Below are 23,264 nucleotides of genomic sequence, written 5' to 3' on the forward strand. Positions count from 1 at the left end.
GGCCGATTCTGTTGAAAAAGGCGGCAGTAGTCCCGATGTATTGGCACCAGAGCCGATGGGACCCAACGGCCGTTATGCGGGTTTGAGGGATTGCATCGGGATCAGCTTGGCCATCTTGCGAAGGTTCTGGGCGGTGGCTGCGAGGGTGAACTCATCACGAGCACCGTTTGGACCTCGTAAACGTAGACGGTCGAGCTTGAGAATGCGCTTGAGGTGCGCGAACAGCATCTCGATCTTTTTGCGGAGCCGACGCGAGGTGCCTCCTTCCCACGACCTTGCGATCTGGCGGGCCATGTCGCGAGCGCCCTCATAGATTGAGCGCGGCACCCTCCGTGAGGGCTGCTTGGGGCAACACCGGGACTTCAGTGCGCACCGATCGCAATCGCGCTTGCTGGCCATGTAAAGCATCGTGGCGCCATCGTTCACCAGCGCTCCGGTCGTGGTGAGTACTTTGCCGCCAGGACAGCGATACACGTCACCTGCGTGGTCATAGGTGAAGTCCTCGCGCGAGAATATCCCGTCTGTGCGGACCGACTTGTCGAACACTGTGACGTGTGGCTCGATGCCGTGCTCGTAGACCAACCATCCGAGCATCTCGGCCGAGCCATAGCCGCTGTCGCCGAGGAGCCGGCTCGGATAGAGATCGAACCGGTCGAGCGAGCGCTCAATCATGCGCTTGGCGGCCAACACCTCCGCCTGTCGGATTGCCGTGGTTGCCTCGACATCGACGATGATCGCGTTCTCGACGTCGACCAGGTAATTCGTCGAGTAGGCGAAGAAGGCTTGGCCGCCGTGCGCTCCCATCCAGCGCGCCGCTGGGTCGGAGGGCGACACGAACTTCGGCGTGACCTCGGTCGCTGCTCCGAAAGCGGCATCGTCGAGGACGGCCAGATATTCATCGATCGCTCGGCCGGCGGCCTCCGGTGGAAGGCCCTTGTCGCCTTCGATCCCCTTCTGCCGATTGGCATCGGCCTTGATCAAGCTCGCATCGACTGCAAATCCTTCACCACCGACAAGTCGCTCCTCGATGCAGCGGCGCAAGACGCTCTCGAACACTCGACGGAACAGATCGCTCTCCCGGAAGCGACCATGCCTGTTCTTGGAAAAAGTCGAGTGATCCGGCACCGAACCGTCCAGACCGAGCCGGCAGAACCACCGGTAGGCCAAATTGAGGTGGACCTCATCGCACAGGCGCCGCTCCGATCTGATGCCGCAGCAGTAACCGATCAGGAGCATCCGGATCATGAGCTCCGGATCGATCGAAGGCCGACCGATGCTACTGTAGAAAGGCGCCAGGCCCCGCCGGATCTCTTGAAGATCGACGAACCTGTCCATCGACCGTAGCAGGTGGTCGGCGGGAATATGCTTCTCGAGCGAGAACTCATAGAACAACGCAGCCTGTTCGACTTGCCGATGCCCCATCATGATCTTCAGTCCTGCCAACTAAGCAGACTGAATCACTGGTATCTCTGAGTCGCAACAACCGCATTTTTCAACAGAATCGGCCAGAAGCCGACGTGCCAGTCTTGCTGCTAATGCTTCTCCATGAAGGAAAGGATAGCTTGATCGTAGGCGCCGGGATTCTCCCATGAAACGGTATGTGAGCTCGCAGCGATTTCGATCCTTTCGCGGTTCGGCAAGCAAAGCTCTAATTGATCCACGACTCGGTGAAACAGGCGCGGGCTTCGCTCGCCGTTGGACAAGAGCGTGGGAGCCGTGATCGCTTTGGCCATGTCGCAGGTAAAGACCGGCCTTGGCCGCTTGGTTGTTGCATCCGCCTGAAATGATGCAACATTGTCCAAGTTCATTTTCCTTTGAGCGTCGGAACGGTGTTCGTAGGCCCCCGGGCCTCCAATGGCATCTACGATCATGGGAATCCCCCGCTGTATGTCGCCCATTCCAAGAGCTTCTCTGGCGGGCGCCATATTTGCGACCCATGCTTGCAGCATGTCGCCAGTATCTGGCAGACCATTCAATAGACCCAACGCCGGAGGTTCGTTGAGCGCGAGACTGACGACCATGTCCGGATGTTTCGCGGCGAAGAAAAGAGCTGCGTACGCTCCGGATGAATGCGCTATGATCCGGGCCTTTGAGTACCCCAGAGCGCGCAAGAGGCCCGCGAGATCTTCACCGTGCACATCGGGGGCGGCGCTATCTGGTGTCCCGTCCGGACTTACTTCGTTCGGATAATTGTTCCGGCGACTGTATGCTATTGCGCGATATCGTGTCGCGAATTTTGGAAGTTGTTCGCTCCACATTCGGTAGTCTTGCAAACCACCGTGAACGAATATTACGGGCTCGCCCTGCCCAGCGTCGACGTAGGCAAATTCATATCCGTTGACAGAAATTCGCTTAACTTCGTCGGCGATGGTCAAGGTGCTGAGACCAGAGGCGATCAAACCCAACACCACAGAGCAAATGGCTTTGCCAATAGACATGCGACCCCATGATGACGAATGGGAGGTGTACCATCTGTCCTAACAACTTATACGATCTGAGCGCGATTGTCTCCTGTGGGTCCACGAGCAGAAATGCTCTAACTGGTCGCAAGATTTCCGCTTGGCCGACAGAAGCTGACGTCTGCGCCTCTAGGAGCGCCCGACCTAGCCGGCCCGCGCCGCGCGCCGCAGCGCCTGCGGGGGCTGGCCGAAGGCGCGGATGAAGGCGCGCCGCATCCGCTCGGGATCGCGAAAACCGGTCGCCTCCGCGACGAGCTCGATCGCCTCGCGCGAGGACTGCACACGCTCGCGCGCGACCTCGACCCGCAGCCGCTCGATTGCCTTGGACGGCGTCGTGCCAGTCTCGGCGGCGAACGCGCGGGCGAAATGCCGCGCGCTCATGCCGGCGCGGTCGGCGAGATCTTCCACCGTCAGGGGCGAGTCGAGATTTTCGCGCGCCCATGACAACAACCCGCCGAACCGGCCGTTCGGCGTCTTCAATTCCAGCAGCGAGGAGAATTGCGACTGGCCGCCGCTGCGGCGGTGGTAGAGCACGAGCTGGCGCGCGGTCGCTTGCGCGATCTCCTCGCCGTGATCCTCGGTGACCATCGCCAGCGCAAGGTCGATGCCGGCGCTGATGCCGGCCGACGTCCACACATTGCCGTCCCGGGTGAATATCTGGTCCGGCTCGAACTTCACCTTCGGATAGCGCGCGACGAAGTCGCGCGTCCGTCCCCAATGCGTGGTGGCGCGACGACCGTCGAGCAGTCCGGCTTCGGCGAGCACATAGGCGCCCGAGCAGACGCTGGCGACCCGCACGCCGCGCCGCGCCAGTCGCTGCACGAAGGCCAGGGTGATCGGGCATCGCGCCGCCGCTGCCACACCCTCGCCGCCCGCAACCACGAGCGTCGTGATCGCATTCGCCGATTTGAAATCGCGCGCGACCATTTCCACGCCGGACGAGCTGCGCACCGGCCCCGCCTTGACCGCCAGCACCCGGATCGCGAGCGGCTTGCCCGAATAACGCGCGCCAATTTCGAAAGCCGAGATGGGACCCGCCGCATCGAGCAACTGGAAATCCGGGAAGATCAGGATGCCGATCATGGCCTCGTCCGAAAATGAGGGAAATATGCCATTTCAGACGAAAGGGCACCATGCCACGCTGTCGTCGTCAAGTTGATTTTCGAGGAGGTCTTCGATGTCGTCGCCGCTTCAGATCGGACTCTTGGTATTTCCGCGGGTCACCCAACTGGACTTCACGGGTCCCTTGCAGGTGTTCTCCGCTGTACCCGGCGCGAAGTTGCACCTGATCTGGAAGCGCATCGAACCGGTGCCGAGCGACTCCATCCTCACGCTGACGCCGACCACGACCTTCGCCGATTGCCCGCAACTCGACGTGATCTGCGTGCCCGGCGGTGGCGGAACGGACGATCTGGTCAACGATACGGAGGCGCTCGATTTTCTGCGCGAGCAGGCCGAAGGTGCGAAGTACGTGACTTCGGTCTGCACGGGATCACTGGTGCTGGGTGCCGCCGGCCTTTTGAGGGGCTACCGCGCCGCCACGCATTGGAGCGCGATGGAGTTCCTTAGGCAGTTTGGCGCGACGCCGACAAAGACGCGCGTCTGCGTCGACCGCAATCGCATCACTGGCGGCGGCGTCACCGCAGGCATCGATTTTGCGCTGACGCTGGTGTCGATACTGGTCGATCGCACCATGGCGGAAGCGATTCAGCTCCGGCTCGAATACAATCCGGCCCCGCCGTTCAGTTCCGGCTCGCCGGAAACAGCACCGGCCGAGGTCCTCGCCCTGGTCAAGGAGCGCATCGCGCCGAACCAGGTCCGCCGCATCGAGGCGGTCGGGCGCGCGGCCGCACGGGTGATCTAGGCATTCCATGCTGGAGCGGAACTGGGGTTTTGGCAGGCGAGTTAAGCCCGCACCAAACTCACAGCGTGCGGGAGAGCAAGCATGGAGCATCTCCACTACCCCAACGAAAGCACTGAGTATCGCGCCGCGCGAAATGCGTTGCTGGATGAGGAGATCGCCCTTCGGACGCAGATTGAAGCCGTCGCCGCAAAGCGCCGAGCGCTGCCGCTCGGCGGCGAGGTGCCGCAGGATTACGTCTTCGAGCGCATCGGCCGGACCAGCATGCCAGAGCAGGTTCGGATGTCGGAGCTGTTCGGTCCGCACGACGCGCTGATCCTCTACAGCTTCATGTATGGGCCGGAGCGCGAGCTGCCCTGCCCCGGCTGCACCCATATGCTCGACGCGCTCGACGGCGCCGCACGGCACGTCGGCATGCGCGCCGCCTTCCACATCGTCGCGAAATCGCCGATCGCGCGGCTCGCCGCCTGGGCCCACGAACGCGGATGGGAGCATCTGTCACTGCTGTCCACCGCCGGCAACAGCTTTGACCCCGATTACTTCGGCGACACGTCGAAATTCTCCAGGGGCATGCGCGCGCAGCATCGCGTTCCCGACGGGCAGGACTGGGACGAGACGATCTTCAACGTCTTTAAGAAGGCGGACGGCACGATCAGGCACTTCTGGGGCTCGGAGATGAGCTTTGCCCCGCCGGTGCCGAAGCAGCATCATCGCGCGGGCGATCTGGTCGATCCGCTCTGGGGCCTGCTCGACATGACGCCCGCGGGCCGCGGCGACTTCTTCCCGGAGGTGCACTACGACTGACGCGCGCAGGCTCGAGGTGCCGCAGTCAAAGAAAAAGGCCGCTTGGTTTCCCAAGCGGCCTCTCCTTTCTTACGGCGGCTGCACATTCCATCGGGCGATTTCGGAACTTCCAGACCGGGGGCCTATCTCCCGATCGAGTCCTGGTCGGCGGCCGCTGCATATCGGGACAGTCGCGAGCTGTTGCCCGAACCGAACGCGATGGTCTCCCATCTCCGTAAGATGGGTTCATTGCGCCCTATCGCTCGCGTCAGCGCAACGGGCGCGCAAGCGGCGTCCCCGCTGTTCCCGTTGTCCACAGCGGCGTGCGGCGGATGCGGATGCATCCAATCGCAGTGATGGAAGAGAGGCTGGCCGGTTAGCCGGGCGTCCAGGGCTGGTAGTCGCCGGTCGCCTTCGGCCGCTTGCCGCTGGCGAGCGTCGAACCGGAGGGCCGGTAGGCCCTGGGCGTGCCGGTCAGATTCGGCTGGTGCGGCTTTTCCCACTCGCGCGGCTGGTAGTTGATCTCGGTCGGCGGCACGTCGACGACGTGATGCATCCAGCCGTGCCAGGCCGGCGGTATGCGGCTCGCCTCAGCATAGCCGTTAAAGATCACCCAACGCCGCTCGAATCCGAGCGTCGGATCGATCGCGCCGCCGCGGGCGCGATAATAGCGGTTGCCCTGCTCGTCCTGGCCGACCAGCTCCCCGAACCGCCAGGTCCAGAGCTGGGTGCCAAAGGTCTGGCCATTCCACCAGGTGAAGAGCTTGAGGAAGAACTGTTTCATGCGGCAAGGGCCCTGCTTGTGGGGGTCCTGATGCCATCCGGACGGCAAAATGTCCAGTCGGCAGGGCGCGGCCGCGCCCCCCGCAAACGCCGTAGTGTCGGCACGGAAGGGCGCCGCAAATCAGACGCGAACCGTTCGTGCCGGATATTGCGACCGCATGAGAGTTCTCTGTTCGCACGCAAACCGGCGTGATCCCCGGAACCACAGCCCTGTCAACGGGGTTTGCTCCCTGGAAAAGGAGTTGAAGAACATGAAAAGTCTGAAAGTTTTAGGCGCCGTCGCAGCGCTGGCGTTGGTCCTGCCGATGGTCACACCGACCGCAAGCTTTGCGCGGGGTGGTGGAGGACACTTCGGTGGTGGCGGCGGTCACTTCGGTGGCGGCGGTCACTTTGGCGGTGGCGGCGGCCACTTCGGCGGCGCTCACTTCGGTGGCGGAGGCTTCGGCGGTGGAGCACGGATCGGCGGTGGCGGCGGCAATTTCGCAGCCGGTGCCGCGATGCGTCCGAGCGTCGGTGCAGCGCCGTCCGTCAGCGCTGGCGGCGGCCGCAGCTTCGCAGCCGTAGGCAACAACTGGCGCGGCGGTGCTGGTAATTGGCACGGTGGCTTCCGGCATCATCGCGGCGGCTTCTTCCCGGGCTTCGCGGCAGGTGCTGCGATCGGCGCGCTGGGCTCATACGCCTATTACGGCGGCCCGTACTACGATGATCCCTACTACTATGGTGACTCCTATTACGACGAGGGTTCGTCCGTGGCCGTGGTGCCCGACACTGGCGGCGATTCGGCCGCCTATTGCGCGCAGCGCTACCGGTCCTACGACCCGGCGTCCGGCACTTATCTGGGATACGACGGTCTACGTCATCCCTGCCCGTAAGCGCATCAACATCGCCTGAATCCGGGAAGGCGTCGCAGCAATGCGACGCCCTTTTCGCGCGCATCGCGTGCACCGGCGAGGTCTTGTACGCACCGTTGCAACGGACCTTTAATCACCCCACCGTGCATATCTCCCCTGATCCAATCCAAAATTGACCCGGCGCACGATTCCCTTATATCAAAAACCGCTGTGGGGACTTCGATCTACTGGGAAGAGTCATGCCGCGTATCCTCGTGGTTGATGACGATCCGATGGTCGGCGCGACCATCGAGGTCCTCCTCCAACGTCAGGGCTTCGACGTCACGCTGACTGACGGCGGAGAAACGGGGCTTGCTGCGCTCGAAGCGCAGACGTTCGACGTCATGCTGGTCGACATCTTCATGCCGCACATGCGCGGCTTCGAATCCATCCGCATCTTTCATGAGCGCGCACCGGCGATCCCGCTGATCGCGATGTCCGGTTATGCGTTCGCCTCGTCCGCCTCGCCCTCCCCCGATTTCCTGCGCATGGCGCTGGAGCTCGGCGCGATGCGCTGCCTGCGCAAGCCGTTCACGCCGGACGCGCTGCTGACCACGATCAGGGAATGCCTCGCCGGCCCAGGCGCGAGCGCACCGCCGCAGGACAAGAAAGAAGCCCCTTGATTCCCTCGCAGCGCGTCATTCTCGGTGCGGGACTTGCAATCCTCCTGATCATCACCGCCGCCTCGATCGGACTGGACGTCAAGTCACGGTCCGATGCCGCCTGGGTCAATCACACCGTCGGGGTTTTGAAGAAGATCTCGGACCTCCGCGTCCAGATCCGCAACGCCGAGAGCGCCGCGCGCGGCTACGAGATCTATCGCACCCAGGCGTTCAGCGACGAGTTCCAGGCCGCGCGCAGACAGATCGCACCGGCGCTGGCCGAACTCAAGCTCGCCGTCCGCGACAATCCGGATCAGGTCGCACTGCTCGAAGGCACAGAGCCGCTGGTCCGGCGCCGGCTCGACATCGCGGCCGAAGCGATGCGCTTGCGCGCAGAGAATGACGGCGCCGGCATCACCGCGCTCCAGGGCAAGGCCGAGGGCCGCGGCCTCATGGAAACGGTGATCGCCAATCTCGACCACCTGAGCACGCAGGAAGACAAGCTGCTCGCCGCGCGCACCTCGGATTCGCGCCGCACCGGCATCGTGCTGCTCGGCATCGACATCGCCGGCGCCGTGCTGATTCTGCTGCTCGTCGGGCTTCTGCTGCGCGAGACCCAGCGCAGCCAGGTGGCGCTCCAGAGCTCGCTGCACGAAACGCAGGCCGCCAAGGAGGCGCTGGAGGCCGCCGTCGCCGAGCGCACCGAGCATCTCGTTACCGCGCATGACGAGCTCCGCCTCTCCGTCAACGTGCTACAGAGCACGTTCCGCAGCATGGCCGAGGCAGTGCTGGTCATCGACAATGATGGCGACGTCCTTTTGTCCAATCCGGCCGCGGAGCGCATGCTGCTGCATCGCGCCGGCATGAACCTGCGCAACCTGCGGGCGCTGTCCGACGTTTTCCATGGCGACGGCGTCACGCCGCTCAAGTCTGAGGAGCTGCCGTCGACGCGCGTGCTGCGGGGCGATGCGTTCGAAGAGCTGGAGATGATCGTCCGCCCGCACGGCGGCAATTCGCCCCGGCATCTCATGATCAGCGGCCGGCCGATGCGTGACGGCCAGGGCAATATCTCCGGCGCCGTGCTGGTCTATCACGACGCCACCACCTCTCGCGAGACCGAACGGCAGCTGCACCAGTCGCAGAAGCTGGATGCCATCGGCAAGCTCACCGGCGGCGTCGCGCACGACTTCAACAACATGCTGACGGTGATCTCCGGCAATATCGAGACGCTGGTGGCGAGCCTGAAGGAGCAGCCCGAGCTCCAGCGCGTGGCACGCCTGGTCGACGATGCCGCCGAGCGCTGCGCCGACCTGATCCAGCACCTGCTCGCCTTCGCGCGCAAGCAGCCGCTCAAGCCGCGCGACGTCGAGATCAACGCCGCGATCACCGATATCGCAAAGCTCCTGCGCCCGACCCTCGGCGAGCAGATCCAGATCGAGACCGTTCTGGAACAGGGACCGATGACCTCGCATATCGATCCGTCCCGGCTCACCAATGCCGTGCTGAACATGGCGATCAACGCCCGCGACGCCATGCCGAACGGCGGCAAGCTCCTGCTCGAGACCCACCGGGTCGTGCTGGACGCGGCCTATGCGCACGCCAATGCGGACGTGCGCCCGGGCGAATACGTCATGCTCGCGGTCAGCGACAACGGCACCGGAATGCCGCCTGACGTGCAGGAGAAGGCGTTCGAGCCCTTCTTCACCACCAAGGAGGTCGGCAAGGGATCGGGCCTCGGCCTCTCCATGGTCTACGGCTTCGTCAAGCAGTCCGGCGGCCACATCAAGATCTACAGCGAGGAACGCCACGGCACGACGATCAAGCTCTATCTGCCGCCGGGCGAAGGCACGACTGAAGCAGCCGTCCCCGCAGCACCCGCAGCCACGGGCGGCATCGAGACCATTCTGGTCGTCGAGGATGACACGCTGGTGCGCAACTTCGTCACCGCACAGTTGCAGAGCCTCGGCTACCGGACCATCGCGGCCGCCGACAGTAAGGCCGCGCTGCAATTGATTGAGGCGGGCGAAGCCTTCGATCTGCTGTTCACCGACGTCGTGATCCCCGGCGGCATCAGCGGTCGCGAGCTTGCGGAGAAGGCGGCAAGGATCCGCCCGGGGCTGAAAGTGCTCTACACCTCCGGCTACACCGACGACGCCATCGTGTACCAGGGCAAGCTCGACGACGGCGTGATGCTGCTGACAAAACCCTACCGCCGCAATCAGCTCGCCGAGATGATCCGGCTGGCGCTGAACGGGGGCGCGGCGGCGGTCTAGCGCGGACTCAAGAAGTCGCGCCGCTGTCACGCACGTATGAGGTCGCGCGCACTGGCTCAGAATGTGAGTTCCGGTTTTCCTCGATACGCCGTGGCTCGCCAGGATCTGCGCCTGAGGTGTTCCGGAACCGCGCTAGGGCAATGAATATGGCCGCTTTGATCGCGATCGAACCTGTCTCAAGCAAAAATCAAGCGCATCTCAAGGACAAATCGTCTCACCAGCCCAATCTTTGAGCACGCTCTCGCCGACTAATGTTTGAGCCGGCGTCGCGACGGTCCGCTTGCGGATCGCGACATCGAGCGCAGTCACCAAATGCAAAGCTTGGATCTCGGCCTGCCGCTGGAACCGGCAATGCAGCTTCGGCAGGTGCTCGCATGAATAGACGGGAGTTCATCTTGTTGATCGGTGGAGGACTGGCCTGGCCTGCCATCGCGCGAGCGCAGGACGGAACCAAGCTCCATCGGATCTTCTGGGTCTCCACCGAGTCCGAACCAGATCCCTTCCTGGACGGCTTTCGCGAGGGAATGCGCGCGCTGGGATACGTCGAGGGCAAGACCGTCGCCTTCGAGACGCACTACGCGCCTGGAAATCCGCAGGCGCTGCGCAAGATCGTCTCCGAGTTGCAACGGGGGAATATCGACCTCGTGGTCTCGAGCGGTCCGGCGACGCGCGTCATGACTGCGGTCACCGACATCCCCGTGCTGTTTGCATTGAGCGGTGATCCCGTCGCTTTGGGTGTGGTGAAGAGCCTTGCTCATCCCGGCACCAATTTCACCGGCAGCACATTCCTGTCGCTGGAGCTGGCAGGAAAGCGGGTCGAGCTGCTCAAGGACATTTATCCAAAGCTGCGAAAACTGGCGGTCTTCTCGAACACGGATCATCCGGGAGAGCCGCTGGAATGGCGTGCGACTTTGGAATCATGCAGGAACCTGGGCATTGAAGCAGCCTACGTTCCGTTCTGTGGCGCTCGCGACATCGAGAATGCGTTGACGGCTGCCGGCAAGGTGGACGCCAACGCTCTCCTTGTATTTCCCGATGTTGTGACCCTGGTGCATCGTGCGAAGATCGCAGAGTTTGCAATCGCGAACCGGCTGCCTTCGATGTTTGGCTGGTCTGAATATTGCGACGCTGGAGGCCTCTTGAGCTACGGCGCGAACCAGCGCACGACCTATTATCGGCTTGCCACCTATGCCGATCGCATCCTGCGCGGTGAGAATCCATCCGATCTTCCGGTGATGCGCCCCGAGAAGTTTGAACTGGCAGTCAATCTGAAGACAGCCAAGCTCCTGGGTATTGACCTGGATGTATCGTCGATCCTGTTTCGCGCCAACAAGGTGATCTCCTGAGAGCGGTTATGACGGACGGTGCTGCGCAGTCCTCGTCGCGTGCGATGCCCCCGCGTCGCTCGCTGTTTTGCAAGTATTTCGCGACGTTGTTTGTCGCCGCAGTCGTGCCTCTGATACTGGGCGCCGCCGTCGAGGCATCGTTCGGTTACCGGGACCAGCGTCGCCAGATCAGCGCGGTGCTGCAGGCCGATGCTCGCGCAGCCTCAGACAGGATCGAGGCGTTCACCGATGGCATCCGAGATCAGCTCGGGTGGATGGTGCAGCTTCCCTGGTCTGCCGGAGACGATGTGCAACATAAGATCGACGCCTTGCGTCTCCTCCAGCAGGTGCCTGCGATAGTTTCAGTTTCGCTTCTGGACGAGACCGGCACCGAACGGGTCTTTGTTTCCAGACTGCATCTGAACAGGACCGGTCGCGGCATTGATATGTCTGCGGACCCTGCTGTCCTGGGTGCACGCGCCAACAAGGTCTGGTACGGACCGGTTCAATATCAGCGAGATTCAGAGCCCTACATGAGGATCGCGGTTGCCGGGAGCCTGCCGGCCGCCGGCGTTGCGATCGCGGAGGTCAATCTGAAGCTGATCTGGGACGTGATCTCGGCCATCAGAATTGGCGAGACCGGCTACGCCATCGTCGTCGATGACTCCGGTCACCTGATCGCCCATCCCGACATCAGCCTGGTTCTGCGCGGCCGCGCCAGCTCGGGCAGTTTCGGCCGGATCAAGCAGCTCGTTGGCGCGGCCAGCGGAGCGGCGGTGATCACCGGGGACCAGGGCAAGCCGGTGGTGGCGCTATCCGTTCACGCCGCCGATGTGGGATGGACGGTGATTGCGATGCAGCCGGTCTCGGAAGCCTTTGCATCAATTCGCGCGGCTTTGTGGCGGTCCTCAATTCTCATCGCCTTTGGCATTCTCATCGCGCTGGCGCTCGCCTATTGGCGCGCACACAGAATGTCCGGTCCGATCAAGCAGCTGGAAGAGGGCGTGGAGCGGATCAGAACCGGACAATTCGAGCATCGCATCAAGATCTTCAGTGGTGACGAGCTGCAGCAATTGGCGTTGCGTTTCAATGAAATGGCATCCGAGCTGGCGATCTCGCAGCAAAAATCTGCGCGGATCGAACGACTGAAGCAATTCTTGCCGTCACAAGTCGCCGAACTGGTCGAGCATTCCCATGAGCTGCTCGAAGGGCAGCGGCGTGAAGTCGCCGTCATCTTTGGCGATTTGCGCGGCTTCACGGCGTTCTCCACGCGCAATGAGCCGGATGTCATCATGGCCGTCATGCGCGAGTACTATGAGGCCGTTGGCACCGTTACGACTCGTCATGAGGCAACTCTCATCGGCTTTGACGGCGACGGGGTCATGCTCCTCGTCAATGCCCCGGTCGCATGTGAACAGCCCGCAACTCAAGCGGTCCGGCTCGCGATCGACCTGCAGATGACGGTGCAGTCCATCGCCAGCAAATGGTGCGACGCCGGCCACGCGATCGGCTTCGGTGTGGGCGTTGCCATGGGGCCGGCGACGGTCGGCACCGTCGGTTATAACGGTCGGCTGGACTACACGGCCATGGGCGCCGTCGTGAATTTGGCGTCGCGGCTCTGCAATCTCGCGAAGGACGCGCAGATCCTGGCTGATCCCACCATCGCCGGGCGGGTGCGGGATAGCATTCCGTTGGCATCGCTCGGACAGCGGGCCATCAAAGGCTACGACCAGGCACTCGAAGTCTTTGCTGTCGCGCAGGCTGACTTGCCGGTGAAACCGCCGGGCTCCGGGCCACGCCGGCGAGAGAAAGAGCCTCAGACCCATTGATGCACCGGAGTTCGGGACTGCTAGCGCGTCGCCAGCACGACGCCGGCGAGCGTGAAGATCAGCGCCGCGATCTGCCCTGCCCCGAGCGGCTCTCCCAGCGCGAGCGCGGAGGCCACGACGCCGATGACCGGCACCGCCATGGTGCCGATCGCCGCGACCGAGGCCGGCAGGCGCGACAGCGCGGCGAACCAGCTCACATAGGCGATGCAGAACTGCACCACGGTCGAATAGACCAGCAGCGCCCAGCCGACCGGGGTCACCAGTTGCAGATGTGTGGTCTCCAAGAGAAGGCCCGCGATCGCGACCGGCAGGCAGCCAACGCCGATCTGCCAGGCCGCCGCCGTGATCGGCGGCAGATGGATCGGGTATTTCTTCAGCAGCACCGTGCCGAGCGCAAAGCCGATCGCGCCGGCAAGCGCCATGACGATGCCCGGCAGCTTGGCCTGGCTCGCGGCAAAGCCGTTGCCGCCCATGATCGCGGCGAGGCCCGCAAAGGCCATCACCAGCGCGATGGTCCGCAGCAGCGTCGGCCGCTCGCCGAGCACGGGCCAGGCGATGATCGAGGCCCAGACCGGCATGGTGTAGGCGATCAGCGCTGCCTCGCTCGCCGGCAGCCAGAGCAGCGCGAGCCCCATTAGCACCATCCAGCCGGTGACGTTCAGCACGCCCGCGATCACAACGCGCGGCCAGACCTCGGGCCGGACCTTGAGGCTGTCGCGCCGGATCAGGGCCAGCGCGGCCAGCAGGGCCGCCCCGAGCACGCCGGTCACCCCGCGTAGCGTCAAAGGCGGCAGCTCGGCGAGGAGGAATTTGGTCACGGGCCAGTTGAAGCCCCAGCCGATCGAGGTGATGGCGAGGAACATCAGGCCGGCCGGGGCGATGCGCGGCCGCGCATCCCGGCGAGTCGAATCATGCATGTGGGGTACCCGGCAGAAATCGGGGCAGCTTGGCCCGGATTCGGGGGCTCGACCACCACCTCGGCGGGCATGCCTGCCCCAACGTTCCGTAGCACTACGTGAGTCTTGCTGACGCAATCCCATTGCCCAAAAAATATACTGCCCTGTGAACAGCGGGACGAAGCTCGCGTATCCACACCGGACGCAAATTTTTTCGGTTGGGAATCCCTGAGGACTCACTGATACTTGCCTCAAGAACAGGTGAGGCCGAGCCCCCTGTTATCCCCCGCTCTCCACCATATTTAGTATTTGATTCAGGAACTCGCACTAGTTCTTGACGGGCGCAACGGAGAGTCCTAGCTTTCGGACCGTTCGGCGCGAGTGAGTTTGCGTCCCGCCGGCACTCCCCCAAAGGGTCCCGCAAATAACCACTCCGCCGGCCAGACGAAGGCAGCGGTGGAGGGCTTGTCTGCCCTCCAAAAGCGGACTCTTCGGGCGCCAGAACGGGCCGGCAAAAGGCTCGAATGGCATCGGTAGAAGACGTGGCGTTGGGGGCGTTGAACGCATGTCGGGCACATCCCGTTGGGGCGGATGGGCCTGGACATGCCGGCGGATGTGAGGTGCACGCACCGAACCATCGCGTCGGGAGAAACTGGGCCGGGTTCCCACCGGCTGAACTGCGAAGCCTTTGGGCCGAAAAGGCCGGGGGACTCGCGAAAGAGAAATGTCGACCGGGCGCCTCAACGAAGGCGGTCCGGTCAAAGATAAGGACGGGGCAAGACGATGCGGATTGAGCGGCGCCACACTTCACAAGGACAGTCACCCTACGCCGGGATCGAATTCCGGCTGACCACGTCGGAGATCCGGAATCCCGACGGCTCGGTGGTCTTCAAACTCGACAACGTCGAAGTGCCGACCGAATGGTCGCAGGTCGCTTCCGACGTGCTCGCGCAGAAATATTTCCGTAAAGCCGGCGTTGCCGCGCGCCTGAAGAAGGTCGAGGAGGAATCCGTCCCCTTCTTCCTGTGGCGCTCCGTGCCCGATACCGAGGCGCTGGCCGCGCTGCCTGAGAAAGAGCGCTATGTCAGCGAGCTCTCGGCAAAGCAGGTGTTCGACCGCCTCGCCGGCTGCTGGACCTATTGGGGCTGGAAGGGCGGCTATTTCTCCAATGATGAAGACGCCCAGGCCTTCTACGACGAGCTCCGCTACATGCTCGCCATGCAGATGGTCGCGCCGAACTCGCCGCAATGGTTCAACACCGGCCTGCACTGGGCCTATGGCATCGACGGCCCCGGCCAGGGCCACTATTACGTCGACCCCTTCACCGGCAAGCTGACCAAGTCCAAGTCGGCCTATGAGCATCCGCAGCCGCACGCCTGCTTCATCCAGGGCGTCGGTGACGACCTCGTCAACGAGGGCGGCATCATGGACCTCTGGGTCCGCGAAGCACGCCTGTTCAAATACGGCTCCGGCACCGGCTCCAACTTCTCCCGCCTGCGCGGCGAAGGCGAAAAGCTCTCCGGCGGCGGCCGCTCGTCCGGCCTGATGAGCTTCCTCAAGATCGGCGACCGCGCCGCGGGCGCGATCAAGTCGGGCGGCACCACGCGCCGCGCGGCCAAGATGGTCGTCGTCGACGTCGATCACCCCGATATCGAGACCTATATCGACTGGAAGGTGAAGGAGGAGCAGAAGGTCGCCGCCCTCGTCACCGGCTCCAAGATCAACCAGAAGCACCTCAAGGCCGTCCTGAAGGCCTGCGTCAACTGCGAAGGCTCGGGCGACGACTGCTTCGACCCCGAGAAGAACCCTGCCCTGCGTCGGGAAATCAAGCTGGCTCGTCGTAGCCTCGTGCCTGACAACTACATCAAGCGCGTGATCCAGTTCGCCAAGCAGGGCTACAAGGACATCCAGTTCGACACTTACGACACCGACTGGGATTCGGAAGCCTATCTCACGGTCTCCGGCCAGAACTCCAACAACTCGGTCTCGCTGAAGGACGACTTCCTGCGCGCCGTCGAGACCGACGGTGACTGGAACCTGAACGCCCGCACCTCCAAGAAGGTGACGAAGACGCTGAAGGCGCGCGACCTCTGGGAGAAGATCGGCTACGCCGCCTGGGCGTCGGCCGACCCGGGCCTGCACTTCAACACCACGATGAACGACTGGCACACCTGCAAGGCGTCCGGCGACATCCGCGCGTCCAATCCGTGCTCGGAATACATGTTCCTGGACGACACGGCGTGCAACCTCGCCTCCGCCAATCTGCTGACGTTCTACAACACGACGACGAAGCACTTCGACGTCGAGGGCTATGAGCACCTCTGCCGGCTCTGGACCCTCGTGCTCGAAATCTCCGTGATGATGGCGCAGTTCCCGTCGAAGGCGATCGCCGAGCTCTCCTACGAGTTCCGCACGCTCGGCCTCGGCTACGCCAACATCGGCGGCCTGCTGATGACCATGGGCCTGTCCTACGACTCGAAGGAAGGCCGTGCGCTCTGCGGCGCGCTGACCGCGGTGATGACCGGCATCACCTACAAGACCTCGGCCGAGATCGCCGGCGAGCTCGGCACCTTCCCCGGCTACAAGAAGAACGCCGCGCACATGCTGCGCGTGATCCGCAATCATCGCCGCGCCGCGCATGGCGAGGCCTCCGGCTACGAGGCGCTCTCCGTCAATCCGGTGCCGCTCGACCACGCCTCCTGCCCGCAAAAGGACCTGATCGCGCATGCGCAATCGGCCTGGGATGCGGCGCTCGAGCTCGGCGAGAAGCACGGCTATCGCAACGCCCAGACCACGGTGATCGCGCCGACCGGCACGATCGGCCTCGTCATGGACTGCGACACCACCGGCATCGAGCCCGACTTCGCGCTGGTGAAGTTCAAGAAGCTCGCCGGCGGCGGCTACTTCAAGATCATCAACCGCGCGGTGCCGTCCGCGCTGCGCGCGCTCGGCTATCGCGAGAGCGAGATCGCCGAGATCGAGGCCTATGCCGTCGGCCACGGCTCGCTGTCGAATGCGCCGGGGATCAACGCCTCGACGCTGAAGGCCAAGGGCTTCACCGATGAAGCGATCGCCAAGGTCGAAAAGGCCCTGCCGACCGCCTTCGACATCAAGTTCGCCTTCAACAAGTGGACCTTTGGCGAAGACTTCATCCGCGACCAGCTCGGCATCGGTGCCGAGGCGATCGCGGCCCCTGGCTTCGACCTGCTCCAGGCCGTCGGCTTCACCAAGCGCGAGATCGAGGCGGCCAACGTCCACATCTGCGGCGCGATGACGGTGGAAGGTGCCCCGCACCTGAAGCCCGAGCACTATCCGGTGTTCGACTGCGCCAATCCCTGCGGCAAGATCGGCAAGCGCTATCTGTCGGTCGAGAGCCACATCCGCATGATGGCGGCGGCGCAGCCCTTCATCTCGGGCGCGATCTCCAAGACCATCAACATGCCGAACGACGCCACGGTGGAGGACTGCAAGTCCGCCTACATGCTGTCGTGGAAGCTGGCGCTGAAGGCCAACGCGCTCTATCGCGACGGCTCGAAGCTCTCCCAGCCGCTCAACTCGCAGCTCATCAGCGATGACGAGGACGAGGACGATGCGGTCGATCATCTCTACGAGAAGCCGATGGCGGCGCGCGCCGCCCAGGTCTCCGAGAAGATCGTCGAGAAGCTCGTCGAGCGCATCATCGTGATGCGCGAGCGCGAGAAGATGCCGGATCGCCGCAAGGGCTACACCCAGAAGGCGGTCGTCGGCGGCCACAAGGTCTATCTGCGCACCGGCGAGTATGACGATGGCCGTCTCGGCGAGATCTTCATCGACATGCACAAGGAAGGCGCGGCGCTCCGCTCCTTCATCAACAACTTCGCCATCGCGGTGTCGCTCGGTCTCCAGTACGGCGTGCCGCTCGACGAATATGTCGACGCCTTCACCTTCACCCGCTTCGAGCCGGCGGGCCCGGTGCAGGGCAACGACTCGATCAAGTACGCGACCTCGATCCTCGACTACGTCTTCCGCGAGCTGGCGGTGAGCTACCTCTCTCGCTTCGACCTCGCCCACGTCGATCCCAACGAGACGGGCTTCGACGCGCTCGGCAAGGGCGTCGAGGAAGGCAAGGAGCCGGACGACGAGGCCGGCCACCACGCGACCAAGCTGGTCTCGCGCGGCCTCACCCGCTCCCGCACCGACAACCTCGTCGTGATGCGCGGCGGCTCGACCGCAGTCGCCCAGGGCAATGACAGCGCTCCGACCGGCGGCAGCAAGGTCACGGCGCTGGCCTCGCACGGTGCATCCGCCCGCGCCGGCGACGCCGTGGAAGGCGCCGTTGCCCTGAAGCAGGAGACGAGCCACGACCTCTCGCCCACCGAGAAGCTCGAGCAGATCCAGTGGAGCAAGGCCGGCACCGCGCAAACGCTGGTGCCCACCAAGGCCGAGCGCCGCGCGGAAGCGAAAGCCAAGGGCTACGAGGGCGAGATGTGCTCTGAGTGCGGCAACTTCACGCTGGTGCGGAATGGCACCTGCATGAAGTGCGATACGTGCGGCAGCACGACGGGGTGTTCGTGAGCTTTCTGAGCTGACACCCATCCTCATCCAAAAGGGGCGACCACTTGGTCGCCCCTTTTTTCTAGACCCATAATTGAACTCGTACGTGCGCCAGCGCCTAGCATACTACTCCATAAAGATAACCCGCCCCTCGTCTTTTCTATTTCCGGTTGAGGGGCAAATCTGCTCTTATTGTTCAAACGCCCTCCTTGCCACCTCGCCACAGACCCATACAGAGATCGAGCATGCTAATTTCTGCGGTGAAAATCGACAGATTCAAGCGCCTTCCTACAGTTGAGCTACCGTTGTCCAACGTTACGATACTAATCGGCGGTAACAATGCGGGGAAGTCGTCGCTACTTCAGGCTATCCATCTAATGATAACGACTCTGCAGTCAGCGAAGTCCGCAACAAACAAGAACGCTCCCGCGAGTACACTGGGCGTGGACCAATTTCTCTACAAGCCTTCCAATCAACCTATCAAGCTAAGCTACCAAACAGACATGACGTCGAAAACGGGACCTGAATTCGTCGTCACCTATCGCGAAGCAATAACAGATGATCCCAAAGATTTTAGTTTGAAGATGAGGCGAGGCAAAAATCTCAACATCGCCATCGAATTCGATCACAAGACACGCTTTTATGAACGCGCTTCGGATCGCACTCGGCCGCTTTCAATCTTCGTGCCAGGCCTTGCCGGCGTAGCGCTTAGCGAAGAACGCAGAACAGATGCTATAGTAGCTGCAGGCATCGCTCAGGGAGACGCAAATTTATATCTTCGCAATGTCCTATTGCGGCTAACCAAGGACCTCCAGAAGCTAGAAAAATTTCACTCCATCATTGGCGAAGTATTCTCCAACCTCACCGTACATTGCGACTTCGATGAACATATTCACACACACATCGATGTTCTTGTGGAGATAGACGGGAAGAAAGTTCCTCTCGAGTTAGTCGGCGCAGGAGCCCTTCAAGCAATTCAGCTCGTCGCCTACGCGACAATGTATGATCCTGGCCTCTTGTTGCTGGACGAACCAGACGCCCACCTGCATCCCTCGAACCAGAGACTTCTAGCCGCCACACTTCTTAAGATAGCCGAGCAAGGACCTGTCCGAATTATCTTGGCAACTCATTCGCGACACATATTCGATTCCCTATCGCGCTCTCATATGACCGACATCATCTGGCTGAAAAAAGGGATCAAGCAAGAAAAGAAGGACACAGAAGATCTGTCGATTCTGCTCGATATCGGCGCGCTCGATAGTTACGAACTTCTGACCGCTGCAAAATGCAGGGTCGTGGTGTTGACAGAAGACAGCAAGAGCGAGCGACTCCGAATTTTGCTGGAAAGGAGCGGCTTCGTTAAAGACGAATACATGCTCCAGTCGTTTGATGGTGTCAGCAACATCGCGATGACGGCGACCGTAGCTGAGTTTTTTCTTAAGCAGGCGAACAATACTTATGTACTCGTTCATCGAGACGCAGACTGCATGCTGCCGGACGAAGTCGAATGGTACAAGGCGAGAGAGACAAAAAAATTACCCGACCGTTGCGAACTATTCACTACCCCACTGACGGATATCGAACATCAATTCTGCACACCTCAACATGTCAGCACGGCCCTTGGAATTTCGCTTGAGCAGGCCACTCAAATTATAGACGGGATCATAGCTGCCAACAACGCTTCGCTTGCCGCCGACTTCACCAACAAAAGGGGAGACTTGAAAAGCAAAGCGCTCAAGGCAAAACCCAACGTTCCCAGCGCGGCCGACCTTCTTGGCGCACAGATCGCCTTTGATTTCGTGAAAGGAAAGCGTCTCTTTGGGCTACTGAACACAGAACTCACGAAGCTCCAATACAACCCAATGCACCTAGTCAATAAGCCAACAGATGCTCTCACAGTTCCGCAACTCAAGGACTTCGCAAAGAAGGTCTGGCCCTCGCTTGCGCAGCAAGGAGGGTAGTGAAGCCCCGTAGGATGGGTGGAGCGAATCTAGCCATCAATCCCGCTCGATGAAAGCGATGGGATCGCGAGGGAGCTAAACCCCTATTCCGAGTTCTAGTCATCCCAAATGAACGCCGAGAGTTGGCAGAAGAGCATGGCAGGCAGTAACCGAACGTGGATAGAAGAAACCCTGTCTCAACACAGACGATTGACGCCCGCCGTTGTCAGACTTCTTGAGAATATCCTCGACAGGAGCTCCATCGAATACCTAAGTATTAGCGGACGCACCAAGGAACTCAGCTCGACGGAAGAGAAGATCCGGCGCAAGAAGTACGCGCAACCGGAACTGCAACTTACCGACCTCTCCGGTATACGCGTGATTACGTTCTTAGAGACTCAAGTCAAAGAAATCAGCGATATCATTCGGGCGACGTTCGACATAGACGACAAGCACAGCTTCGACCGAGCCTCCATATTGGGCGACGATCGAATGGGCTATCGTTCGACGCATTTTGTCTGCACCCTAGGGCCGAGCCGAAAGGGTCTTTTGGAGTATGAGGCACTCAGCGAGTTGAAATTCGAGATACAGGTCAGAACGGTGCTCCAGCACGCTTGGGCAGAACTTGCCCACGATCGTTCATTCAAGCTCGGAACTGGGTTGCCGGCCAAAATTCAACGAAAGCTAAATCTCTATTCAGGCATGCTCGAGATTGTCGACGGCGCGTTTGATGAAATTGCCCGTGATGTCGACGCGTACAAATCAGAAATCGCGACCAAGACCGCAAGCCAGCTTTCCGACACCGAGCTCAATTCGCTCACTCTTCAACCATATCTGGAACAACTCTCTGATCAGTACGATCTTGGCATAATCTTCGTTGAAATTCCGGACGAAGTTCTCAACGAGTTCAAAGCATTTGGGCTGAACAAGATTGGAGATCTGAAGGCGATCGCCAACAAATATGTACTTGAACAGATTAGTGAGCATTCGGCAGGAGATGAGAATGCGATAGGCTTTGTCCGGACTTTGATGATGTATCATGACATCGATCGATACTTCACGATCTGGAAGAGGTGGGAGGGCTTGGATAGACCAACAGCCTCGCTGCTAGCCAAACGATATGGCTCGCAGAAGTTCAAACTGCTTATGAAAGAGAAGCATATCTGGATCGAAGGTGAGGAAGATCTTGGCTTACCTCAGGATCCTCTAGATGATGAAATTCCTTGGTAACCCGTAGTAGGCGTAGAGCAAGGCGTTACCCATCGGCTCTGTCAGGCGATGGGTAACGCAAGGACTCAACCCATCCTATCCGCTCCCACAAGCCCCCATGCCAAGGAAAAGAAGTCGCCTCCTCTCTCACCTTCGCAGCTTCCGGCGAGGCGCTCGGTGGGCGCGACGCAAGTCCGCACAAGCACCGCGAGCGGTGCGTATCGCGGGCATCGCGGCGATCCTGCTTGCGGTCTTGGTGCTGGTGAACATCGTCTATCAATTGATCCGCAAGCCGACCGAGCTGTTCGTCCTTGTCGGCAACGCCCTCGACAAGGAGCCGGCCGAGACGTGGCGGCAATACGGGCCGCTGTTCCGCACCTATTCCACCGATACGATCACGCCCGAATTGCTGGCCGCGCTGGCGCAGGTCGAGACTTCAGGGAATCCGGTGGCGCGCACCTACTGGCGCTGGCGATGGAGCCTCAATCCCCTCGCGATCTACCGGCCCGCCTCCAGCGCCGTCGGCCTCTACCAGATGACCGATCCAGCCTACGCCGAGGCCGCACGGTTCTGTGTCCGTGGAAACGCTGTCACGGATACCGGCTGCGGGTTCACCAGCCTCTATATCCGCGCGATCCCGAGCCACGCCATCGAGCTGGCATCCGTGTATCTGGACCGCCAAGTGGCTGATGTTCTCACCCGCGCGGGCGACGTGAAGGCCAGCGCGCAGCAGAAGCAGGATCTGGCCGCCTTCATCCATCTCTGCGGCGCAGGTCCCGCCACAGCCTACGCACGCCGCAAGTTTCAGATGGTGGCCGGCGAGCGGTGCGGCGATCACCTCGTCGCGGGCTATATCGCCAGGGTCAACGCGATGAAGCGGCAATTTCAGCGCCTTGCGGCGGATGACGACAATTAGCAAGCGTGGCCCTCGGTCAGCCCGCGAAACTCCAGTCGCGGGCTGCGGAACCAATGAGCGGGCATTGTTTTGAATCACGTTGCTTCTGTTGTGGGTGGCAGGTGCAGTGGCGACTTGAGAGGCGAACATGGTCCTGGTGGGACTTGGCGCGCTCTTCATCCTCGGCGGCCTCCTGTACATGGCACGCGCCACCATTTGGCGGGGACCGCTCAGCGGGAAAGATTCGTCCCGGCGGGTGCGCGAGACGCTGGAGCCGCCGCGTCGCGGCCTTGGATTCCTTGGATTGCGAGCGAACTGGCCGGGTGTCGTTCTGATGGCAATCGGTGCGGTGCTGATGGCATCGGGCGCAAGCTTCTAAGGCAGCCAGCGTAGGATGCGATCTGTCCGCCGTAGCTCGCAGCGCGAAGGAAGCTCCATCCTGGCTACTCACTGTGGTGAAACTTGACCTCGCCTTCGCTTCGGTAGCTTGATAGGCGTGGGTCGGCGCGCGCCGACGGAGCGCAATCGTCTGGAAGGATCACCATGAACGGTAATCGTTACTACGGCGTCCGCGTCGAGGGCGCGAAATACGGCGTGGGCTTCGGCTCGGCGCTCGCCATCGCGATCTCCTACACCAACAACCATTCGATCCTGTGGGCGATCATCCACGGGATCCTGGGCTGGCTCTACGTGATCTTCGTCGCGCTGTTCCGGTAACGACCTGCGCTCATCCGGGCTGCTCGCTGTCAACCGCGGCCATCCTTCGAGACGCCCGCTTGTCGCGGGCTCCTCAGGATGAGGCCGGGTGCGTGTGACGCAGCTCGTAGGATGGGTAGAGCCACCGTCCGCCGTAGCTCGACGAGCGAAGGCGGAAGCGAAACCCATCAATTGCCTCTTCGAAGGTGATGGGTTTCGCAAGAGCTCTCCCCATCCTGCAGGCTGATCGCAGCTTAGCAGAGTCCTTTGTGGGACTTAGCACAGGCGGC

General features: G+C 61.9%; 18 protein-coding genes. 13 read left to right on the top strand and 5 right to left on the bottom strand.

Annotated features, from left to right (window positions below; all coding sequences use genetic code 11):
• Positions 1-72: 72 nt before the first annotated feature.
• The 3 genes from AXW67_RS01985 to AXW67_RS01995 all read right to left on the bottom strand — a co-directional run bounded on the left by AXW67_RS01985 (position 73) and on the right by AXW67_RS01995 (position 3,542).
• Positions 73-1,425: an IS1182 family transposase gene (locus AXW67_RS01985; protein WP_063676234.1), complete on the bottom strand. Its 1,353-nt coding sequence runs from the start codon at positions 1,423-1,425 to the stop codon at positions 73-75.
• Positions 1,426-1,532: 107 nt separating this feature from the next.
• Positions 1,533-2,438 (bottom strand): alpha/beta fold hydrolase, encoded by a 906-nt coding sequence (locus tag AXW67_RS01990; RefSeq protein ID WP_063676215.1) that lies wholly within the window; start codon positions 2,436-2,438, stop codon positions 1,533-1,535.
• Between the two features lie 165 nt (positions 2,439-2,603).
• Positions 2,604-3,542 carry a GlxA family transcriptional regulator gene (locus AXW67_RS01995; protein WP_027553684.1) on the bottom strand — a complete coding sequence of 313 codons (939 nt, stop codon included), beginning with the start codon at positions 3,540-3,542 and terminating at the stop codon, positions 2,604-2,606.
• A 94-nt stretch (positions 3,543-3,636) separates the two neighbouring features.
• Here AXW67_RS01995 and AXW67_RS02000 point away from each other — a divergent pair, with 94 nt between their 5' ends.
• Positions 3,637-4,323 (top strand): DJ-1/PfpI family protein, encoded by a 687-nt coding sequence (locus AXW67_RS02000; RefSeq protein WP_063676217.1) that lies wholly within the window; start codon positions 3,637-3,639, stop codon positions 4,321-4,323.
• A gap of 81 nt (positions 4,324-4,404) precedes the next feature.
• Positions 4,405-5,124: a DUF899 family protein gene (locus AXW67_RS02005; RefSeq protein ID WP_063676219.1), complete on the top strand. Its 720-nt coding sequence runs from the start codon at positions 4,405-4,407 to the stop codon at positions 5,122-5,124.
• A 355-nt stretch (positions 5,125-5,479) separates the two neighbouring features.
• On the opposite strand, the gene AXW67_RS02010 is transcribed toward AXW67_RS02005, so the two are convergent.
• The gene (locus AXW67_RS02010) at positions 5,480-5,887 is read right to left on the bottom strand and encodes an NADH:ubiquinone oxidoreductase subunit NDUFA12 (RefSeq protein ID WP_063676220.1); all 408 of its coding nucleotides are present in this window, start codon (positions 5,885-5,887) and stop codon (positions 5,480-5,482) included.
• Between the two features lie 250 nt (positions 5,888-6,137).
• Here AXW67_RS02010 and AXW67_RS02015 point away from each other — a divergent pair, with 250 nt between their 5' ends.
• From AXW67_RS02015 to AXW67_RS02035, 5 genes are all read left to right on the top strand, one after another.
• On the top strand, positions 6,138-6,758 hold the full coding sequence (locus AXW67_RS02015) for a BA14K family protein (protein ID WP_063676235.1): 621 nt from the start codon (positions 6,138-6,140) through the stop codon (positions 6,756-6,758).
• A 218-nt stretch (positions 6,759-6,976) separates the two neighbouring features.
• On the top strand, positions 6,977-7,399 hold the full coding sequence (locus AXW67_RS02020) for a response regulator (RefSeq protein ID WP_027553689.1): 423 nt from the start codon (positions 6,977-6,979) through the stop codon (positions 7,397-7,399).
• Positions 7,396-9,651 carry a CHASE3 domain-containing protein gene (locus AXW67_RS02025; protein ID WP_063676222.1) on the top strand — a complete coding sequence of 752 codons (2,256 nt, stop codon included), beginning with the start codon at positions 7,396-7,398 and terminating at the stop codon, positions 9,649-9,651. The genes AXW67_RS02020 and AXW67_RS02025 overlap by 4 nt, the downstream gene beginning before the upstream one ends.
• 395 nt (positions 9,652-10,046) lie before the next feature.
• Positions 10,047-10,997: an ABC transporter substrate-binding protein gene (locus AXW67_RS02030; protein WP_245315371.1), complete on the top strand. Its 951-nt coding sequence runs from the start codon at positions 10,047-10,049 to the stop codon at positions 10,995-10,997.
• A gap of 8 nt (positions 10,998-11,005) precedes the next feature.
• Positions 11,006-12,805, top strand: coding sequence for a cache domain-containing protein (locus AXW67_RS02035; RefSeq protein ID WP_063676224.1), 1,800 nt, complete (start codon positions 11,006-11,008; stop codon positions 12,803-12,805).
• 20 nt (positions 12,806-12,825) lie between these two features.
• Here AXW67_RS02035 and AXW67_RS02040 read toward each other — a convergent pair whose 3' ends face one another.
• On the bottom strand, positions 12,826-13,722 hold the full coding sequence (locus AXW67_RS02040; protein ID WP_063676225.1) for a DMT family transporter: 897 nt from the start codon (positions 13,720-13,722) through the stop codon (positions 12,826-12,828).
• A gap of 762 nt (positions 13,723-14,484) precedes the next feature.
• On the opposite strand from AXW67_RS02040, the gene AXW67_RS02045 reads away from it, so the two are divergent.
• The 6 genes from AXW67_RS02045 (at position 14,485) to AXW67_RS43005 (ending at position 22,995) form a co-directional block, all read left to right on the top strand.
• Entirely contained in the window at positions 14,485-18,255 is a 3,771-nt protein-coding gene (locus tag AXW67_RS02045; RefSeq protein ID WP_063676226.1) for a vitamin B12-dependent ribonucleotide reductase, read from the top strand.
• Between the two features lie 224 nt (positions 18,256-18,479).
• Positions 18,480-20,195, top strand: coding sequence for an ATP-dependent nuclease (locus tag AXW67_RS02050; RefSeq protein ID WP_063676227.1), 1,716 nt, complete (start codon positions 18,480-18,482; stop codon positions 20,193-20,195).
• A 108-nt stretch (positions 20,196-20,303) separates the two neighbouring features.
• Complete coding sequence (locus AXW67_RS02055; RefSeq protein ID WP_063676229.1) at positions 20,304-21,404, top strand: GTP pyrophosphokinase; 1,101 nt, start codon at positions 20,304-20,306, stop codon at positions 21,402-21,404.
• A gap of 97 nt (positions 21,405-21,501) precedes the next feature.
• The gene (locus tag AXW67_RS02060) at positions 21,502-22,299 is read left to right on the top strand and encodes a hypothetical protein (protein ID WP_063676231.1); all 798 of its coding nucleotides are present in this window, start codon (positions 21,502-21,504) and stop codon (positions 22,297-22,299) included.
• 127 nt (positions 22,300-22,426) lie between these two features.
• Complete coding sequence (locus tag AXW67_RS02065; protein ID WP_063676233.1) at positions 22,427-22,657, top strand: hypothetical protein; 231 nt, start codon at positions 22,427-22,429, stop codon at positions 22,655-22,657.
• A gap of 164 nt (positions 22,658-22,821) precedes the next feature.
• On the top strand, positions 22,822-22,995 hold the full coding sequence (locus AXW67_RS43005) for a hypothetical protein (RefSeq protein WP_018644642.1): 174 nt from the start codon (positions 22,822-22,824) through the stop codon (positions 22,993-22,995).
• Positions 22,996-23,264 lie beyond the last annotated feature (269 nt).

It is taken from the genome of Bradyrhizobium neotropicale (assembly GCF_001641695.1).
GTDB lineage: Bacteria > Pseudomonadota > Alphaproteobacteria > Rhizobiales > Xanthobacteraceae > Bradyrhizobium > Bradyrhizobium neotropicale.

Coding starts and splice junctions, on each gene's coding strand:
- AXW67_RS01985 (WP_063676234.1), bottom strand. CDS start 1,425: ATGATGGGGCATCGGCAAGTCGAACAGGCTGCGTTGTTCTATGAGTTC.
- AXW67_RS01990 (WP_063676215.1), bottom strand. CDS start 2,438: ATGTCTATTGGCAAAGCCATTTGCTCTGTGGTGTTGGGTTTGATCGCC.
- AXW67_RS01995 (WP_027553684.1), bottom strand. CDS start 3,542: ATGATCGGCATCCTGATCTTCCCGGATTTCCAGTTGCTCGATGCGGCG.
- AXW67_RS02000 (WP_063676217.1), top strand. CDS start 3,637: ATGTCGTCGCCGCTTCAGATCGGACTCTTGGTATTTCCGCGGGTCACC.
- AXW67_RS02005 (WP_063676219.1), top strand. CDS start 4,405: ATGGAGCATCTCCACTACCCCAACGAAAGCACTGAGTATCGCGCCGCG.
- AXW67_RS02010 (WP_063676220.1), bottom strand. CDS start 5,887: ATGAAACAGTTCTTCCTCAAGCTCTTCACCTGGTGGAATGGCCAGACC.
- AXW67_RS02015 (WP_063676235.1), top strand. CDS start 6,138: ATGAAAAGTCTGAAAGTTTTAGGCGCCGTCGCAGCGCTGGCGTTGGTC.
- AXW67_RS02020 (WP_027553689.1), top strand. CDS start 6,977: ATGCCGCGTATCCTCGTGGTTGATGACGATCCGATGGTCGGCGCGACC.
- AXW67_RS02035 (WP_063676224.1), top strand. CDS start 11,006: ATGACGGACGGTGCTGCGCAGTCCTCGTCGCGTGCGATGCCCCCGCGT.
- AXW67_RS02040 (WP_063676225.1), bottom strand. CDS start 13,722: ATGCATGATTCGACTCGCCGGGATGCGCGGCCGCGCATCGCCCCGGCC.
- AXW67_RS02045 (WP_063676226.1), top strand. CDS start 14,485: ATGCGGATTGAGCGGCGCCACACTTCACAAGGACAGTCACCCTACGCC.
- AXW67_RS02050 (WP_063676227.1), top strand. CDS start 18,480: ATGCTAATTTCTGCGGTGAAAATCGACAGATTCAAGCGCCTTCCTACA.
- AXW67_RS02055 (WP_063676229.1), top strand. CDS start 20,304: ATGAACGCCGAGAGTTGGCAGAAGAGCATGGCAGGCAGTAACCGAACG.
- AXW67_RS02060 (WP_063676231.1), top strand. CDS start 21,502: ATGCCAAGGAAAAGAAGTCGCCTCCTCTCTCACCTTCGCAGCTTCCGG.
- AXW67_RS02065 (WP_063676233.1), top strand. CDS start 22,427: ATGGTCCTGGTGGGACTTGGCGCGCTCTTCATCCTCGGCGGCCTCCTG.
- AXW67_RS43005 (WP_018644642.1), top strand. CDS start 22,822: ATGAACGGTAATCGTTACTACGGCGTCCGCGTCGAGGGCGCGAAATAC.